Source organism: Rathayibacter sp. AY1H3, assembly GCF_002932015.1.
The window spans coordinates 38,429-53,804 of record NZ_PSUU01000026.1 but is presented as its reverse complement, the minus strand read 5'-3'; the positions used below and the strand labels follow the sequence as shown (position 1 = coordinate 53,804).

The window sequence follows — 15,376 nt, the reverse complement described above, 5'->3', positions numbered from 1 at the left end:
GGGCGGGAGGCGGGCCGGCGCGGTGATCGTCGACCACGGGCTGCAGGAGGCGTCGGCGGAGGTCGCGCGGCGGGCCGCGGGTGCGAAGACGAGGGTGGTGCCGCGGCGGGTGGCGAGGACGCCGGGGAGGTCGACGCCCTTCTGGCCGTGCCAGTCGGTGACCAGCGCGGCGACCGCCAGCGTCTGCGAGCGCGAGAGCGCGACTCCGAACTCGTTCGCCACGACCAGGCGGATGATCCGCTGCCGCAGCGCCGGCGGGTCCGCGGCGAGCCCGCGCGCGTCGACCGTGACGTGCCCCGCCTCGTCCTGGCCCACCAGCTCGAGCGCCCAGTCGAGGGCGAGCGCGTCGAGCGCGTCCCCGTCCTCCCGCAGCTGCTCGGCCGTGCGCGCCAGAGCCTGGGCCACTCCCGGCCCGAGCTCGTCCTCCAGCACGGGCAGCACGCGGTTCCGCACCCGGACCCGCGAGTAGCGGGGGTCGTCGTTGTGCGGGTCGTCCCACGGCACGAGCCCCTGGTCGGAGCAGGCGAGGCGGGTCGTCTCGCGGCGCAGGCCCAGGAGCGGCCGCCTCAGCGGCCCGCTCACCGGCGCCATCCCGTGCAGCGAGGCCGCACCGGCTCCGCGGGCGAGCCCCAGCAGCACCGTCTCGGCCTGGTCGTCGAGGGTGTGGCCCAGGAGGATCGCGGCGGCGCCCGTCGCGGTCAGCGCGTCGTCGAAGGCGCGGTAGCGCGCGCTGCGGGCGGCCGCCTCCGGACCGCCCTCGGCGGACACCGTCACCACCTCGCGCAGCACCGGAGCGAGCCCCAGCCCGTGCGCCTGCTCCGCGGCCCGCCGCGCGACCTCCGCCGACGCCTCCTGCAGCCCGTGGTCGACGATCACCGCGCCGGCCCGCCTCCCGCCCCGCGGGGCCTCGAAGCCGACCGCCGCCGCGAGCGCGAGCGAGTCCGCTCCCCCGCTCAGCGCGACCAGCACGAGCGCTCCGGGGTCGAGCCCGTCGAGGCTCTCGCGCACCGCCCGCCGCAGATCGGCGACGGCGGGGGTCAGGCGGGGGCGATCGGGCACATCAAGTAACGTAATGCCAGCGATCCGCCCCTCCCGCGCGCGCACCCGCGCGAGCGTTCCGGAGGCCGATCCGTCCGCCGATGCGCCGCTCACGGCGCCACCGACTCAAGGAGAGAGCATGGCCGCATACGACGTCGTCGTCGAGATCCCCAAGGGGAGCCGCAACAAGTACGAGGTCGACCACGAGACCGGTCGCGTCTACCTCGACCGCGTGCTCTTCACCTCCTTCGTCTACCCGACGGACTACGGGTACTTCGAGAACACCCTCGGCCTCGACGGCGACCCGGTCGACGCGCTGGTGCTGCTCGAGTACCCCGTCTTCCCGGGCGTGGGCGTCTCCGTCCGCCCGGTCGGCGTGCTCAACATGAGCGACGAGGCCGGCTCCGACGCGAAGGTGATCGTGGTCCCCGCGAAGGACCCGCGCTGGCAGCACATCCAGGACATCGGCGACGTCCCGGAGCAGACGAAGAACGAGATCAAGCACTTCTTCGAGCGCTACAAGGACCTCGAGCCCGGCAAGTGGGTCAAGGTCGACGCGTGGGGCGACGCCGCCGAGGCGGAGCAGATCGTCCAGGACGGCATCAAGAAGCTGGCCGAAGAGGGTCACTGACCCCTCGCATCAACGAAGGAACCCCCTCCCGTCGTCTCGACAGGAGGGGGTTCTCTCGTTGTGCTGTGTGGCCGCGGCTCAGGCGGCCGGGCGGCCGACCATGCCGGCGGGCGTGCCCCAGGTGTTCCAGATGCGCACGGGCTTGCCGTAGTCGGCGGCCTCGATGATCTGGTTGTTCCCGAGGTAGATGGCCACGTGGTAGTAGTCCCCGCCGCCGCCCCAGAAGATCAGGTCGCCGCGCTGGCGCTGGCTGTAGGGGACGAGCTTGCCGGCGCCGGCCATCGTGTTGTACTGGTTCGTCGCCGAGTGGGTGCCGATGTAGATGCCCGAGGACGCGTACGAGGCCTTGGTGAGGCCCGAGCAGTCCCACTGGTCCGGGCCCATGCCGCCGAGGACGTACTCCTCGCCGAGCTGCGCCATCGCGTACGAGATCGCGTTCTCGACGGCGCCGCTGGTCGGCACCAGGACCGGAGCGGTCACCGGCTGCGGGAGCGGCTGAGCCGCCGGCTGGGCGACCGGCTGATCAGCGGGCTGGGCCGGAGCAGGAGCGGGCTGCTGCTGCGCGGGCTGCGGCGCGGCGGGCTGCGGGAGGGACGCGGTCTGACGCGACGGGGCGGCGGTGTCGGCCTGCGCCGAGGACTGCTGCTGGGCGGAGCGGGCGGTGGACTGCGCCTGAGCGGCGGCCTCCGCCTCGGCCTGCGCCTGAGCGGCGGCCTCGTCGGCCTGGCGCTTCTGCTCGCCCGCGAGGTACTGGGTCTCGGCCTCGACCGAGGAGTCCTTCAGCAGCGCGAGCTGGGCGACCAGCTCCTGCGACTTCTCCTCCTGCGCCGAGAGCGACGCGCGGGCCGACTCGGCGGCCGCGTCGGCGTCCTTGCGGGCGGCGTCGGCCTCGTCCGAGAGCGCCTGGTGCTCGGTGACGGCGCGGTCGGCCTGGTCGCCGAGCGACTCCGCGTTCTGCTTGTCGGCGAGGGCGTCGGCGTAGACCTTCTGCGACTGCTCCGAGAGCTGCGACATCGCGCCGAGCTGGTAGAGCAGGTCGCCCGCGTCCTTGCCCTTGGCCACGAGGCTGGCGGAGAGGTCGCCACCGGCGGCGCGAGAGAGGTGCGCGGCCAGCAGGCCGGCGCGCATCTTCGAGGTCTGGGCCTTGGCGGAGGCGGTGGTCGCCTTCTCCTCGAGGTCGGCGACGGCCTTCGCAGCGGCGTCGAGCGCCTCCTTGGCCTGGCGCCAGGCCTCGGCCTTCTTCATCGCGGTGATCGACTTCTCGTCGACCGCGGTCTGCAGGCTCGCGATGAGGCCGGTGATCGAGTCGATCTCGGCCTGCTTGCTCGCCTCGTCCTTCTTGGCGTTCTGCACGTCGTCCCACGAGGGGTACTTCGCGTCGTCGGCGAGGGCCGGGGTGATGCCGAGGGACGCGGTGACCGCCGTGACCGCGAAGGCGGCGGAGATGACGAGCGGGAGGCGGCCCTTCCAGGCGCGCTCCCGGGGTGCCGGGGTGAAGGTGCGTGCGGTCGTCTGTGCGTCAGCCAAGGGTGACTCCTCGTTGGGCCATGAAAGGTTGGGCGTCGACGGCGGAGCCGTTGACGCGGGTCTCGAAGTGCAGGTGGCAGCCGGTGGAGGCGCCGGTCGAGCCGACGGCGGCGATCTGCTCGCCCGCCTGGACCTGCTGGCCGACGCGGACGAAGATCCCGCCGGACATGATGTGGGCGTAGCCGGTGCTGATGCCGCTGCCGTGGTCGATCAGAACCCAGTTGCCGTAGGTGCCGTTGGGGCCCGCGTAGGAGACGGTGCCGCTGTGCGCCGCGAAGATCGGGATGCCGCAGCCGCCCGCGAGGTCGGTGCCGCGGTGGTACGAGCCGGAGGACCCTCCGCCGGTCGAGATGCTGTCGCGCGGGCCGAAGGTGCCGGTGATGCGGCCTCCGGCAGGGCGGACCCAGCCGGAGTCGCTGACGGCGCTGGAGCCGCCGCCGCCCGAGGGGGCGACGTACCCGCCACCGCCACCGCTGCCGCCGCTGGATGCGGCTGCGGCCCGAGCGGCCTCGCGGCGCGCGGCCTCGGCCTGGGCGGCGGCCTGGCGGGCGGCCTCCTCCTCGGCGAGCTTCCGGAGGCGCTCGGCCTCGCGGGCGGCGACGCCGGCCTCGTACTCGGCCACGGTCTTCGACTCGGTGTCGCGGAGCGCGGCGAGCTGCTGCTCGAGCACGACGCTCTGCTCCTGCTGCTCGGCGAGCGCGGCCTCGGACGCCTCCTGGGCGGCGGTCGCCTCGGCCAGCTTCTGCTCGGCGGCGACGCGGAGGCGCTCGCGCTCCGTCTGCGCGACCTCGGCCTGGTCGGCGAGGGAGGACGCGGTGTTGCGGGCGGTGCTGGCCTGCTCGTAGATCGCGGAGGAGCGCTCGACCAGCTTGGTCATGCTCCCGATCTTCGACAGCAGCTGGTCGGCCTGGCCGGCCTTCTGGTCGAGGAAGATGTTGACGGACAGGTCGGTGCCGGTGCTGCGGTAGAGCTGCGCGGCGAGCAGGCCCGCCTGCTGCGAGGCCTTGTCGGCCTCCTCGGCGCTGGCGGCGGCCCGGTCCTCGAGCTTCTTCGACTGGTCCGAGGCCTCGTCGAACGCCTGCTGAGCGGCGAAGTGCTCGTCGCCGCGCTGCTGCGCGAGCTGCTGGGCGGAGGCGACCTCGCTCTGGAGGTCGCCGATCAGGGACGTGATCCGGTCGACCTGAGCGGCCGCGGCGGCGGTGTCGCCCTTCGCCGCCTCGACGTCGGCCCACGACGGGTACTCGACCGCCTGGGCGGGAGTGGCGACGAGCAGGCCGGCGACGAGCGCGACGACGGCGGAGGCCAGGGCAGCACCTCGGAGTCGCCCGAGTCGCGGCGCGCCGGGGAGGCGGGCGGAACGCGGACGGCGCAGGGAGTGGGGCATGGGACCTCGGGGATAGGGGGCCCTCCCTCCGCGGCGGTGCGGCTCCGGCGCGCGGGTGGGGGGAAGAGCGATTCCGCCCCACCCTAACCGCGGCCCTGCCCGATCTCCTAGACCCGGGTCAACCCCGGACGGGGTGCACGCCGCCTGCGGAACCGTCGATTTTGCATCCTGCGCCGCGGCCCCCTATGCTTGCGTGTCGGTAGTCATGGGGGGTCGGCCGCAGGGTCGCCCCGCGAGTCTCCGGCCCCATCGTTTAGTGGCCTAGGACACCGCCCTTTCACGGCGGCAGCACGGGTTCGAATCCCGTTGGGGTCACGGATGGGTCGGTACTACCAGCACCACCAGAAGTACCAGCACCACCGGAAAGTGCGCCGGCTCGAGAGGGTCGGGGCGTGAAAATAGAACAGCCTCGAAGGCAGTATGCTTGTCTTCGCAACGAGGCCCTGTAGCGCAGTTGGTTAGCGTGCCGCCCTGTCACGGCGGAGGTCGCGGGTTCAAGTCCCGTCAGGGTCGCAAAGAGGCCCTTCCGAGAGGAAGGGCCTTTTTCAGGAGATCACCTCTCCAGCGACATCACGTCGCAACGGCTCTGTAGCTCAGTTGGTAGAGCGCACGACTGAAAATCGTGAGGTCACGGGATCGACGCCCGTCGGAGCCACTGGAACCCTCGCCTAGCTTCTACATGGCGGGGGTTTCTTCGTACCCGGAGGTCCCCGCCGCCGCGATTTGCCGCACATCCCTCCCGTTCCGGCCCGCGCCGAGCAGTGACTGCGGCCCGGATCCCGTCCAGGCGGTCTGCGTAGGCTGGCCCGGCCATGCAACCCGACGCCTTCCCGCCGCCCGATCCCGCGACGCTCGCGCCCGACTCCGCTGCGACGACGTCGTGGCCGGCCGAGCCCCTCCCCTCGGTCCACGCGCCCTACTCCTCCCTCCTCTACCTGCCCGATCCTCGGGTCCGCTGGGGCCTGCCGACCGCCGTGCTCACGATCGTCGGGATCGTCCTGCCGCTGGCCGTGCTCATCCTGCTGTTCGGGTTCGGCGTGCTCCCCTACTCCGCCGGACTCGCCTTCGCGGGGGCGCTCGCGAGCTACCTCGTCGCGCTGATCGTCCCGTTCGCGGCGTCTCGGCTGCGCGGGCTGGGCACGATGGCGGCCGACTTCGGGCTGCGGTTCCGCTGGATCGACGTGCCCATCGGGATCGGGCTCGGCATCGCGGTGCGCGTCGTGATCCTGTTCGTGCTCGCCGCGTTCGCTCCGCTCCTCCAGGACGCGCAGGGGAACCTCGACATCGACCCCGACCCGCTGTGGTTCGTGCTGAGCTCGGTCCTCATCCCCGTCGTCGTCGCGCCGCTGGTCGAGGAGGTCCTCTGCCGCGGCGTCGTGATGCGCGCGGTGCGGAACCGGATGCTTCGGGGCTCCGCGGAGTCGGCGCCGCCCACCCGCGGCCACCGGGTCTGGGCGATGGCGTTCAGCATCCTGGCGTCCACGGCGGTCTTCGCCCTGCTGCACGGGCACCAGATGGTGAACCCGGCGACGATCGTGACGCTCGGCGTGACCACGGTCACCGCGGGACTCGTGCACGGCTGGATCGCGACGATCACCGGGCGGCTCGGAGCGGCGATCGTCTCGCACGCGACGCTGAACGGCTCCGCGGTGCTGCTGCTGGCGCTGCTGCCGCTGCTGACTCCGTAGGGGGATCTCGAGACGCCCGTTGCGCGGGCTGCTCGATCGGCAGGAGTCTGGGCGGCCCGATCGGGGGCGTGGGGCGGCGCGTCAGACGTCGTAGGTGCGCGCCCCGGGCAGCGGGCCGCGGACCTGGCGGTGGAGGCGCTCCATGTCGGCGTCGAGGGTGGCGGCGGTGCGGGCCGCGTCGGCGAGGCCGTCGAGGAGCTCCTGCGGGACCTGGCGGTCGTACTTGTAGTAGATCTTGTGCTCCAGGCTCGCCCAGAAGTCCATCGCGATGGTCCGGAACTGCACCTCGACGCAGACGTCGACCGATCCGCCGGAGAGGAACACGGGCACCTCGACGATCGCGTGCAGGCTCTTGTAGCCGTTCTCCTTCGGCTCGGCGATGTAGTCCTTCACCTCGAGCACCGTCACGTCGGACTGCGAGGTGAGCAGGTCGAAGACGCGGTAGACGTCCGAGACGAAGCTGCAGGTGATCCGCACGCCGGCGATGTCGGTGATCGCGTCGGCGATGCCGTCGAAGGTCGTCTCGCAGCCCTTGCGCTCGATCTTCTCGATCAGGCTGTCGGCCGACTTGAGCCGGCTCGTGACGTGCTCGATCGGGTTGTACTCCTGCAGCTCGCGGAACTCCTCCTGCAGGATCGACACCTTCGTGACGATCTCGTCCATCCCGAACTTGTACTGGAGCATGAAGCGCGCGAAGTCGTCGCGCAGAGCGCGGATCTCGGCGACGGTGGTGGCGTCGAGCGCCTCGGCGACGGCATCCGTCAGCGGAGGGACGGCGTGCGCGGGTTCGGGGATGCGGGATTCCACAGTCGGACACCCTACGCGCGGAGTCGTTCGAGACCGGTGGGAGGCACCCGGCCTAGCCTGGGAGCGTGATCACCGAGCCCCGCCCGCTGCGCTTCTGCGCGTTCGTCATGAACACCGCCTCCCACATCCAGCACGGCCTCTGGCGCCACCCCGACGCCCGGCAGCACGAGTTCGACGACGTGCAGCTCTGGATCGACCTCGCCCGGACGCTGGAGCGCGGCCGCTTCGACGCGATGTTCTTCGCCGACGTGGCGGGGCTCTACGGTCCGGCGGACGGCGACTGGGACGTCAACGCCCGCGAGGGGCTGCAGCTGCCCAGCAACGACCCGTCGGTGCTGCTCTCGGCCCTGGCGGTGAGCACCGAGCACCTCGGCTTCGCGTTCACGAGCTCGGTGCTGCAGTCGCATCCGTTCGACTTCGCCCGGAAGGTCTCGACCCTCGACCATCTCTCGAAGGGGCGGATCGCCTGGAACATCGTCACCAGCGCCCTCGACGGCGCGGCCCGCAACTTCGGCTACGACCGGCTCGAGGAGCACGACGAGCGCTACGCCTGGGCGCAGGAGTACCTCGACGTGGTCTACAAGCTGTGGGAGGGCTCGTGGGACGACGGCGCGCTCCTGCGCGACAAGAGCGGCTCCTTCGCCGACCCGGCGCGCATCCACCGCATCGACCACGTCGGGAAGCGCTACCGCGTGCAGGGGCCGCACCTCTCGGCTCCGTCCCCCCAGCGCACGCCCGTGCTCTTCCAGGCCGGCTCCTCCCCCGCGGGCCGGCGCTTCGCCGCGCGGAACGCGGAGGCGCAGTTCGTGTTCTCGGGGTCGCCGGAGAAGACCCGCGAGCTGATCGAGGACACGCGGGCCCTCGCCGCGGCGGCCGGTCGCGGAGCGGGTGCGCCCTCCTTCTACCTGGGGCTCTCCTTCATCACCGGCGACACGGAGGAGGAGGCGCGACGCGCTGAGCGCGAGATCGACGAGTACCTCTCCTCCGACGCCTTCCTCGTGCACTCGAACCTCGGCTTCGACCCGGCGACGGGCGAGAAGCTCGACCCCGACCTGCCGCTCTCGGCGATCGAGACCTACGCCGGCCAGAGCCACCTGCAGTGGATCCGCGACGCCTCCCCCGACCGCGAGCCGACCGTCCGTGATCTGGCCCGGCTCTCGGCGAAGCTGCGCGGACGGGTCGTCGGCACTCCGGAGCAGATCGCCGACCACCTGGCGGGCTGGCGCGACGCGGGGATCGACGGGATCAACGTCGTCAACTGGATCCTGCCCGGCAGCTACGAGGAGTTCGTCGACCGGGTGATGCCGGTGCTCCAGGAGCGGGGCCTCGCGCAGACCGAGTACGCCGAGGGGACGCTGCGCCGCAAGCTGTTCGGGACGGACGAGCTGCCGGCGACGCACCCGGCGCGGGCGTACCGCGGGGCGTTCGCGGGCTGAGCCCCTGCGGGCAGGGCTCTGCGCGTCCGCTGCCCCTGCACGGGCCGCTCGCCTCGCCCCGCTCACTCCGTCGGGCGGGGGACGCGAGGGCGGGTGCGGCTCCGTAGCGTCGAGGGATGATCCAGACCTGGGGAGTCCTGACCGCGCTGTACGGAGTCGTCGTGACGGCGGTCGCGGTGCTCGCGATCGTGCTGCTGGTGCTGCTGTGCCGCCTGGTGCTCGCCGCGCGCGAGAACCTGCAGGCCTCGACGCGGCTGCGCGAGCTGCAGATCGAGCGGATGCTGCTCGAGGACGAGTAGCGGGCCGCGCGTCGCCGGCCGCGACCAGGTCTCCTCAGCGAGGAGCACTCGCGGCCGACGACGCGCGGGCCGGTCAGGGCAGAGCGGGTCGCGCCTCAGGGCGGGGCGCCCGCGGGATGAGCAGGCCGAGGGCGACGGCGACCAGCGCTCCGATCGCGCCGATCACGAACGTGGTCTCGAAGCCCTGCGAGCTCGGCAGCTGCACGTCGCCGACGGACACGGTCAGCTGCGCGAGCACGCCCGCGGTCACGGCGGAGGAGAGCGTCGTGCCGAGGGTGCGCATCAGCGAGTTCAGCCCGTTCGCGGCGGCGGTCTCCGAGGCGGGGACGGCGTGCATGATGAGCGTCGGCATCGCGGCGTAGGCGAGGCCCAGGCCGACGCCGATGAGGGCGTTGATCACCAGGATCTGCCACACCTCGCCGCCGAACGGGAGGATCAGCAGGTACGAGACCGCGATCAGCCCGGAGCCGGCGATCAGCACGAGCCGCGGCCCGGACTGCGCCGAGAGGCGGGCGGCGAGCGGGGACGTCGCCATCATCGCCAGGCCCGAGGGGGCGAGCACGAGGCTCGCCACGATCAGGCTCAGGCCGAGGCCGACGCCCGACGCGGCGGGCAGCTCGAGGCGCTGCGGCAGGGTGATCTGGGCGCCGAAGAACGCGAAGCCGACCGCCACCGAGGCGAGGTTGGTGAAGAGCACGGCGGGGCGGGCGGCCACCCGGAGGTCGACGAGCGGGCTCTCCTGCCGCAGCTCGTACCAGCCCCAGAGGAGCAGGACGGCGATGCCGCCGAGGCCGGAGCCCAGGATCGCGGGGCTCGTCCAGCCGGAGTCGTTGCCGCGCGAGACGGCGATCAGCACGCCGCTCAGTCCGAGGGCGAGGCCGATCGTGCCGACCACGTCGAACTTGCCGGGCGAGCGCAGCGTCGACACCGGTACGACCAGGAGGACGAGGACGATGTCGAGGACGCCGAGGCCCGCGGACATCCAGAACAGGACGTGCCAGTCGGTGTTCTGCGCGATGAGGGCGCTGAGCGGCAGGCCGAGCGCGCCGCCGATGCCGAGGGTCGCGCTGACCAGGGCGATCGCACCGGGGAGCCGGTCGCGGTGGAGGGTGTCGCGGAGGATCGAGATGCCGAGCGGGATGACGCCCATCACCGCGCCCTGGAGGGCCCGGCCCACGACCAGCGTCCACACGTCCCCCGCGAAGGCGCACACGATCGAGCCGATCACGAGCACGACCAGCGCGGCCACGGCCATCCGCCGCTTGCCGTAGAGGTCGCCGAGGCGGCCGGAGACCGGGGTGAGGATGCAGGCGCTGAGCAGCGTCGCGGTGATCACCCACGCGGTCTCGGTGCGGTCGGCGCCGAGCAGCGTCGGCAGCTCGGACTGGATCGGGACGACCAGCGTCTGCATGAAGGAGGCGCTCATCCCCGCGAAGGCGAGGACGGCGGTGATGAGGCGCGGGTCCGGCGAGCGGGTCAGGGAGCGTCTGTCGGAGTCGGGCACGGCTGTCCTTCGTGTCGGCGGCGGACGTGCACCCGGACCGCGGCGGCGGGCGGGCCGTCGTCGGCGGGATCGTATCGCTCGGCTCTGCTTTCGACCGGCTCGGGGCTCAACAGCGCGGGGCGCCGCTTTGTTCCCTCCTTCTCCTTCCCGCGCGCGTCGGGCAGGACGAGGATGGGCGGATGATCGACATCGAGAGCTGGATCGCCCGCTACGAGAAGGCCTGGGCCACGGACGACGCGGCCGATGTGGCCGCACTGTTCACCGAGGACGCCGAGTACTTCACGGCGCCGCACCGCGACGCGATCACTCCGCGCGACGCGATCGTGGAGTGGTGGCTGGCGGAGGAGGAGCCCGCCGACCCGACGTTCGCGTGGGGCCTGGTCGCGCTGACGGAGGAGACCGGCGTGGTGGAGGCGCGCACCGTCTATCCGGGCGACCGCACCTACCTGAACCTCTGGGTCATCCGCTTCGCCCCTGACGGGCGGGCGCGCTCGTTCACCGAGTGGTACATGGAGGAGCCGGCCGACTCCGTGTCCTGACCCGCGCGGGTCCTCATCGAGCGGCGAGGAGCGCTCAGCGGCGCCGGGTCAGAGCTGCGCGGCGGCGAAGGTGTCGCAGTCGATGGCGTCGCCCTCGAAGCCGGCCTGGAACCAGCGCTGGCGCTGCTCGGCCGAGCCGTGCGTCCACCCCTCCGGATCGACGGTGCCGGTGGCCTGCTCCTGGATGCGGTCGTCGCCGACGGCGGCCGCGGCGCCGAGCGCGTCCTGGTACTCCTGCGCCGTCACCGGCTTGAGGTAGGGCGTGCCGGTCTCGTCGGGCACCGTCGAGGCGTCGCCCACCCAGGCTCCGGCGAAGCAGTCGGCCTGCAGCTCGAGGCGCACCGAGTCCGACTCGGGGCCGGTGCCGGAGCGGTCCGCCGACTCCATCGCGCCGGTCAGGTTCTGGATGTGGTGGCCCCACTCGTGGGCGAGGATGTACATCTGCGCGAGCGATCCGCCCGAGGTGTCGAACCGGGTGCGCAGCTCGTCGAAGAAGTCGGTGTCGAGGTAGATCGTCCGATCCGGCGGGCAGTAGAACGGGCCGACCGCGGCGGTCGCGCTCCCGCAGCCGGTGGTGGTGCTGTCCTCGAACAGGTCGACGCCGGTCGGGGTCGTGTAGGCGACTCCGAGGGTCGGAGTCTGCTCGCCCCAGTAGCGGTCGAGCGACTCAGCCGCACCCTCGAGGCGGCAGTCGACCTGCGTGTTCGCGTCGGCGCCGCTGTCGCAGGCCACCGCGGTGGAGGTGACGCCCTCCGGCGAGGACCCGCCTCCGCCGAACACCTCGCCGAGGCCCGAGAGGTTCACGCCGAGCAGCTGCGAGAGCAGCGCGAGCACGACCACGCCCACCGCGCCCCCGCCGACGGCGATGCCGGTGGTGCGGCCGCGACGGCGGACCTTGCCGCCGCTGAGCTGGGAGTCGTCGTTGAAGGTCATGCCGACGAAGCTAGCGCTCCGCGGACGGGCTCCGCTCGGGCTTGCGGTCAGCCCCAGCGCGACTCGCTGGCCGAGCGGATGATCTCGAGCAGCGCCTCGCGCAGGGGGCCGTGCTCGAGCGAGCCCGGGAACATGTCGACCTCGAGGCGGTGCGCCCGGCGCCAGGCCTCGCTGCCCACGTCGGTGAGCGCGACGAGCTGCCGGCGGCGGTCCGACGGATCCGTGGTGCGCGAGACGTGGCCCTCGCGCTCGAGGCGCTCGATGGTGCGCGACATGGTCTGCACCTCGACGTGGGCCGCGGCGGCCAGCTCCTTCTGCGCGACGGGACCCGCCTGCAGGAGGTGCAGCACGATCAGGCCGGCGTGGGTGAGGCCGATCTCGGCGAGGGCGCCGTGCCAGGCGTGCTCGACCATCCGGGAGGCGGTGGAGAGCAGCCGGCCGGTGGGCCAGTCCTCCATCCCGGAGGCGTCGTCCGCGCGCATCTGATCAGGGTAGACCCGCTCCCGGGACACGACGGCACCGGGCGCGGGACGCTCAGGCACGGGCGCCCGGGCATCCCGGCCGCGAGGCGCGGACCGCCCCGCCCGTCAGGACGCGAAGCGGTCCGTCGCCTCGATCAGCGCGTCGAGGATCCCCGGCTCGTCGAAGGCGTGGCCCGCGTCGGCGATCATCCGGAAGTCGGCCTCGGGCCAGGCCCGGTGCAGGTCCCAGGCCGTGAAGGCCGGGGTGCACATGTCGTAGCGGCCCTGCACGATGACGGCCGGGATGTCGCGGAGGACGCCGGCGTCGCGGATCAGCTGCCCCTCCTCCAACCAGCCCCTGTGCACGAAGAAGTGGTTCTCGATGCGGGCGAAGGCGAGCGCGAAGACGGGATCGGACCAGTCCGCGATCAGCTCCGGCTTCTGCACGAGGGTGATGGTCGACGCCTCCCAGGTGGTCCAGGCGACGCCGGCGGGGCCGTGCACGGCGGGGTCCGCGTCGTGGAGCAGGCGGTAGTACGCCTCGATGAGGCTGCCCCGCTCGCCGGCCGGGACGACGGAGGTGTAGCCCTCCCAGAGGTCCGGGTAGACCGCGGCGGCGCCGCCCTCGTAGAACCACTCGAGCTCGGCGCGCCGGAGGGTGAAGATCCCGCGGAGGACGATCTCGCTGACCCGCTCGGGGTGGGTCTCGGCGTAGGCGAGGGCGAGGGTCGAGCCCCAGGAGCCGCCGAGCACGAGCCAGCGCTCGACGCCGAGGTGCTCGCGGAGGCGCTCGATGTCGGCGACCAGGTACCAGGTGGTGTTGGTCGAGAGGTCGGCCTCCGGCTCGCCGGCGTGCGGGGTGGAGCGGCCGCACATCCGCTGGTCGAACAGCACGATGCGGTACTTCTCGGGGTCGAACAGCCGCCGGTGGGCGGGCGAGGTGCCGGCTCCGGGGCCGCCGTGCAGGAACACGACGGGCTTGCCCTCGGGGTTGCCCGAGACCTCCCAGTAGAGCGAGTGGCCGTCGCCGACGTCGAGCATGCCGGAGTCGTGGGGCTCGATCTCGGGGTACAGAGTGCGCATGGCCCGCACCCTACCGACTGTCAGGGTCGCGGTCCGCGAGGCGGGCGGCCCGGCCCCGGAGTGGGCGGGAGCGCCCGCGTCCACCCGGCGCACCCGCCTCCCGCGGTCGTTACTGTGGAGCGGACCTGCACGCCCCCGTCGAAGGAGCCCCCATGCCCACCACTGTGCGCGGCGTCATCGCCCGGTCGAAGGGCGCTCCCGTGGAGCTCGTCGACATCGTCGTCCCCGATCCGGGCCCGGGCGAGGCCGTGGTCGACATCGAGACCTGCGGTGTCTGCCACACCGACTTCCACTACCGCGAGGGCGGGATCAGCGACGACTTCCCCTTCCTCCTCGGTCACGAGGCGGCCGGACGGGTCAGCGCGATCGGAGAGGGAGTCACCCATGTCGCGGTCGGCGACTTCGTGGTCCTCAACTGGCGCGCGGTCTGCGGCGAGTGCCGGGCCTGCACCCGGGCCGAGCCCTGGTACTGCTTCGACACCTTCAACGCGACTCAGCGGATGACCCTGGAGGACGGCACCGAGCTCAGCCCCGCCCTCGGGATCGGCGCCTTCGCCGAGAAGACCCTCGTGCACGCGAAGCAGTGCACGAAGGTCGATCCGGAGGCGGACCCCGCCGCGGTGGGCCTGCTCGGCTGCGGGATCATGGCCGGCCTCGGCGCGGCGATGAACACCGGGAACGTGACGCGCGGCGACTCCGTCGCGGTCATCGGCTGCGGAGGAGTCGGCACGGCCGCCGTGGTCGGCGCCGCTCTCGCGGGCGCCGGCACGGTCATCGCGATCGACCGGGACCCCAAGAAGCTGGTCGCGGCCGAGAAGCTCGGCGCCACGCACGTCATCGACTCCAGCGGCCTCGACGAGGCGGGCGTCGTCGCGGCGGTGCAGGCCCTGACGAACGGCTTCGGAGCGGACGTCGTCATCGACGCCGTGGGCCGCCCCGAGACCTGGCGCCAGGCGTTCTACGCCCGCGACCTCGCCGGGACCGTGGTGCTGGTCGGGGTGCCGACTCCCGAGATGACGCTCGAGATCCCCCTGCTCGACGTCTTCGGCCGCGGCGGCTCGCTGAAGTCGAGCTGGTACGGCGACTGCCTGCCCGAGCGCGACTTCCCGATGCTGACCGGCCTCTACCTCCAGGGCCGACTGCCCCTGGACGAGTTCGTGAGCGAGCGGATCGGGATCGAGGACATCGAGGAGGCCTTCGCCACGATGGCCGGCGGCGACGTGCTCCGCTCGGTGGTGGTGCTCTGATGGGCGCGCGGATCGAGCAGCTCGTCACGAGCGGCACCTTCAGCCTCGACGGCGGCACCTGGGATGTCGACAACAACGTCTGGATCGTCGGCGACGACTCCGAGTGCGTCGTCATCGACGCCGCCCACGACGCGGACGCGATCCTCGCGGCCGTCGGCGAGCGCCGACTCCTCGCCGTGCTGCTGACCCACGGGCACGACGACCACCTCGACGCGGTCGAGGGAGTCCGCGCTGCGACCGGCGCCCCGGTGCTGCTCCACGAGGCCGACCGGATGCTGTGGGACGCCGTGCACCCCGGTACGGCCCCGAGCGGCGCCCTGGTCGACGGGCGGATCGTGCCCGTCGCCGGCGTCGAGCTCGAGGTGCGGCACACCCCGGGTCACACCCCCGGCGCCGTCTGCTTCGTCGCCGAGGCGCTCGGCACGGTGTTCACCGGCGACACGCTCTTCCAGGGCGGGCCGGGGGCCACCGGCCGCTCCTACAGCGACTTCCCGACGATCATCGACTCGATCACGGAGCGCCTGCTGACGCTGCCCGCCGAGACCGTCGTCCGGACCGGCCACGGCGACTCGACGACGATCGGGGCGGAGGCGCCGCACCGCGAGGAGTGGATCGCGCGCGGGCACTGACCGGGCGGGGCCGGCGCAGAGGCTGCCGGCCCTCCCGCTTCGGCGTTCTGCTCGCCCGGATGTCCGACGGGTGTGGGAGTTTCGCAACCGATGGTCGTGCTCCCTTGTTACCGTGAACAATCGCCGGTACCGTGCGAAGACCACACCGCAGGCGGGATCCCCCGTCCGCC

General features: G+C 72.7%; 15 protein-coding genes and 3 tRNA genes. 10 read left to right on the top strand and 8 right to left on the bottom strand.

The window, feature by feature from the left end; translation table 11 throughout:
* The coding region (gene tilS / locus C5C33_RS11385) for a tRNA lysidine(34) synthetase TilS (protein WP_374953824.1) at positions 1–1,008 on the bottom strand (1,008 nt) is incomplete at its 3' end.
* Positions 1,009–1,177: 169 nt separating this feature from the next.
* On the opposite strand from tilS, the gene ppa reads away from it, so the two are divergent.
* The gene (ppa, locus tag C5C33_RS11380) at positions 1,178–1,669 is read left to right on the top strand and encodes an inorganic diphosphatase (RefSeq protein ID WP_068255683.1); all 492 of its coding nucleotides are present in this window, start codon (positions 1,178–1,180) and stop codon (positions 1,667–1,669) included.
* Between the two features lie 78 nt (positions 1,670–1,747).
* Here ppa and C5C33_RS11375 read toward each other — a convergent pair whose 3' ends face one another.
* Complete coding sequence (locus C5C33_RS11375) at positions 1,748–3,196, bottom strand: C40 family peptidase (protein ID WP_258069227.1); 1,449 nt, start codon at positions 3,194–3,196, stop codon at positions 1,748–1,750.
* Positions 3,189–4,580, bottom strand: coding sequence for a peptidoglycan DD-metalloendopeptidase family protein (locus C5C33_RS11370; RefSeq protein ID WP_104261161.1), 1,392 nt, complete (start codon positions 4,578–4,580; stop codon positions 3,189–3,191). The genes C5C33_RS11375 and C5C33_RS11370 overlap by 8 nt, the downstream gene beginning before the upstream one ends.
* Before the next feature lie 242 nt (positions 4,581–4,822).
* Between C5C33_RS11370 and C5C33_RS11365 the strand changes: the two genes are divergently transcribed.
* The 4 genes from C5C33_RS11365 to C5C33_RS11350 all read left to right on the top strand — a co-directional run bounded on the left by C5C33_RS11365 (position 4,823) and on the right by C5C33_RS11350 (position 6,268).
* Positions 4,823–4,895, top strand: a tRNA-Glu gene (locus C5C33_RS11365).
* Between the two features lie 124 nt (positions 4,896–5,019).
* Positions 5,020–5,093, top strand: a tRNA-Asp gene (locus C5C33_RS11360).
* 69 nt (positions 5,094–5,162) lie between these two features.
* Positions 5,163–5,235 (top strand) — tRNA-Phe (locus C5C33_RS11355).
* A 157-nt stretch (positions 5,236–5,392) separates the two neighbouring features.
* Positions 5,393–6,268, top strand: a complete 876-nt coding sequence (locus C5C33_RS11350; protein WP_104261160.1) for a CPBP family intramembrane glutamic endopeptidase — start codon at positions 5,393–5,395, stop codon at positions 6,266–6,268.
* Between the two features lie 81 nt (positions 6,269–6,349).
* Here C5C33_RS11350 and C5C33_RS11345 read toward each other — a convergent pair whose 3' ends face one another.
* Positions 6,350–6,952 (bottom strand): GTP pyrophosphokinase family protein, encoded by a 603-nt coding sequence (locus C5C33_RS11345; protein WP_104224409.1) that lies wholly within the window; start codon positions 6,950–6,952, stop codon positions 6,350–6,352.
* A gap of 230 nt (positions 6,953–7,182) precedes the next feature.
* Here C5C33_RS11345 and C5C33_RS11340 point away from each other — a divergent pair, with 230 nt between their 5' ends.
* Both C5C33_RS11340 and C5C33_RS11335 read left to right on the top strand, forming a co-directional pair.
* Positions 7,183–8,511 (top strand): NtaA/DmoA family FMN-dependent monooxygenase, encoded by a 1,329-nt coding sequence (locus tag C5C33_RS11340; RefSeq protein WP_374953130.1) that lies wholly within the window; start codon positions 7,183–7,185, stop codon positions 8,509–8,511.
* 116 nt (positions 8,512–8,627) lie between these two features.
* Positions 8,628–8,810, top strand: a complete 183-nt coding sequence (locus C5C33_RS11335) for a hypothetical protein (RefSeq protein ID WP_104224402.1) — start codon at positions 8,628–8,630, stop codon at positions 8,808–8,810.
* Positions 8,811–8,883: 73 nt separating this feature from the next.
* Here the strand turns inward: C5C33_RS11335 and C5C33_RS11330 are convergent, their stop codons facing one another.
* Complete coding sequence (locus C5C33_RS11330) at positions 8,884–10,314, bottom strand: MFS transporter (protein WP_258069226.1); 1,431 nt, start codon at positions 10,312–10,314, stop codon at positions 8,884–8,886.
* 179 nt (positions 10,315–10,493) lie between these two features.
* Between C5C33_RS11330 and C5C33_RS11325 the strand changes: the two genes are divergently transcribed.
* Positions 10,494–10,853 carry a nuclear transport factor 2 family protein gene (locus C5C33_RS11325; protein ID WP_104261159.1) on the top strand — a complete coding sequence of 120 codons (360 nt, stop codon included), beginning with the start codon at positions 10,494–10,496 and terminating at the stop codon, positions 10,851–10,853.
* 48 nt (positions 10,854–10,901) lie between these two features.
* Here C5C33_RS11325 and C5C33_RS11320 read toward each other — a convergent pair whose 3' ends face one another.
* The 3 genes from C5C33_RS11320 to pip form a co-directional block, all read right to left on the bottom strand.
* Positions 10,902–11,786 (bottom strand): neutral zinc metallopeptidase, encoded by an 885-nt coding sequence (locus C5C33_RS11320; RefSeq protein WP_104247848.1) that lies wholly within the window; start codon positions 11,784–11,786, stop codon positions 10,902–10,904.
* Between the two features lie 47 nt (positions 11,787–11,833).
* Positions 11,834–12,268, bottom strand: a complete 435-nt coding sequence (locus C5C33_RS11315) for a MarR family winged helix-turn-helix transcriptional regulator (RefSeq protein ID WP_104247849.1) — start codon at positions 12,266–12,268, stop codon at positions 11,834–11,836.
* A gap of 105 nt (positions 12,269–12,373) precedes the next feature.
* On the bottom strand, positions 12,374–13,330 hold the full coding sequence (pip, locus tag C5C33_RS11310; protein WP_104224398.1) for a prolyl aminopeptidase: 957 nt from the start codon (positions 13,328–13,330) through the stop codon (positions 12,374–12,376).
* A 152-nt stretch (positions 13,331–13,482) separates the two neighbouring features.
* On the opposite strand from pip, the gene C5C33_RS11305 reads away from it, so the two are divergent.
* Together C5C33_RS11305 and C5C33_RS11300 are read left to right on the top strand one after the other, a co-directional pair.
* Positions 13,483–14,577, top strand: coding sequence for an S-(hydroxymethyl)mycothiol dehydrogenase (locus tag C5C33_RS11305; RefSeq protein ID WP_104226021.1), 1,095 nt, complete (start codon positions 13,483–13,485; stop codon positions 14,575–14,577).
* Complete coding sequence (locus tag C5C33_RS11300) at positions 14,577–15,206, top strand: MBL fold metallo-hydrolase (RefSeq protein WP_104247850.1); 630 nt, start codon at positions 14,577–14,579, stop codon at positions 15,204–15,206. Before C5C33_RS11305 ends, C5C33_RS11300 begins: the two co-directional genes overlap by 1 nt.
* Positions 15,207–15,376 lie beyond the last annotated feature (170 nt).

What these genes read in the sequence shown, in the direction of transcription:
- ppa (WP_068255683.1), top strand. Translation starts at nt 1,178, where the DNA reads ATGGCCGCATACGACGTCGTCGTCGAGATCCCCAAGGGGAGCCGCAAC.
- C5C33_RS11370 (WP_104261161.1), bottom strand. Translation starts at nt 4,580, where the DNA reads ATGCCCCACTCCCTGCGCCGTCCGCGTTCCGCCCGCCTCCCCGGCGCG.
- C5C33_RS11350 (WP_104261160.1), top strand. Translation starts at nt 5,393, where the DNA reads ATGCAACCCGACGCCTTCCCGCCGCCCGATCCCGCGACGCTCGCGCCC.
- C5C33_RS11345 (WP_104224409.1), bottom strand. Translation starts at nt 6,952, where the DNA reads ATGCTCCAGTACAAGTTCGGGATGGACGAGATCGTCACGAAGGTGTCG.
- C5C33_RS11340 (WP_374953130.1), top strand. Translation starts at nt 7,183, where the DNA reads ATGAACACCGCCTCCCACATCCAGCACGGCCTCTGGCGCCACCCCGAC.
- C5C33_RS11335 (WP_104224402.1), top strand. Translation starts at nt 8,628, where the DNA reads ATGATCCAGACCTGGGGAGTCCTGACCGCGCTGTACGGAGTCGTCGTG.
- C5C33_RS11325 (WP_104261159.1), top strand. Translation starts at nt 10,494, where the DNA reads ATGATCGACATCGAGAGCTGGATCGCCCGCTACGAGAAGGCCTGGGCC.
- C5C33_RS11320 (WP_104247848.1), bottom strand. Translation starts at nt 11,786, where the DNA reads ATGACCTTCAACGACGACTCCCAGCTCAGCGGCGGCAAGGTCCGCCGT.
- C5C33_RS11315 (WP_104247849.1), bottom strand. Translation starts at nt 12,268, where the DNA reads ATGCGCGCGGACGACGCCTCCGGGATGGAGGACTGGCCCACCGGCCGG.
- pip (WP_104224398.1), bottom strand. Translation starts at nt 13,330, where the DNA reads ATGCGCACTCTGTACCCCGAGATCGAGCCCCACGACTCCGGCATGCTC.
- C5C33_RS11305 (WP_104226021.1), top strand. Translation starts at nt 13,483, where the DNA reads ATGCCCACCACTGTGCGCGGCGTCATCGCCCGGTCGAAGGGCGCTCCC.
- C5C33_RS11300 (WP_104247850.1), top strand. Translation starts at nt 14,577, where the DNA reads ATGGGCGCGCGGATCGAGCAGCTCGTCACGAGCGGCACCTTCAGCCTC.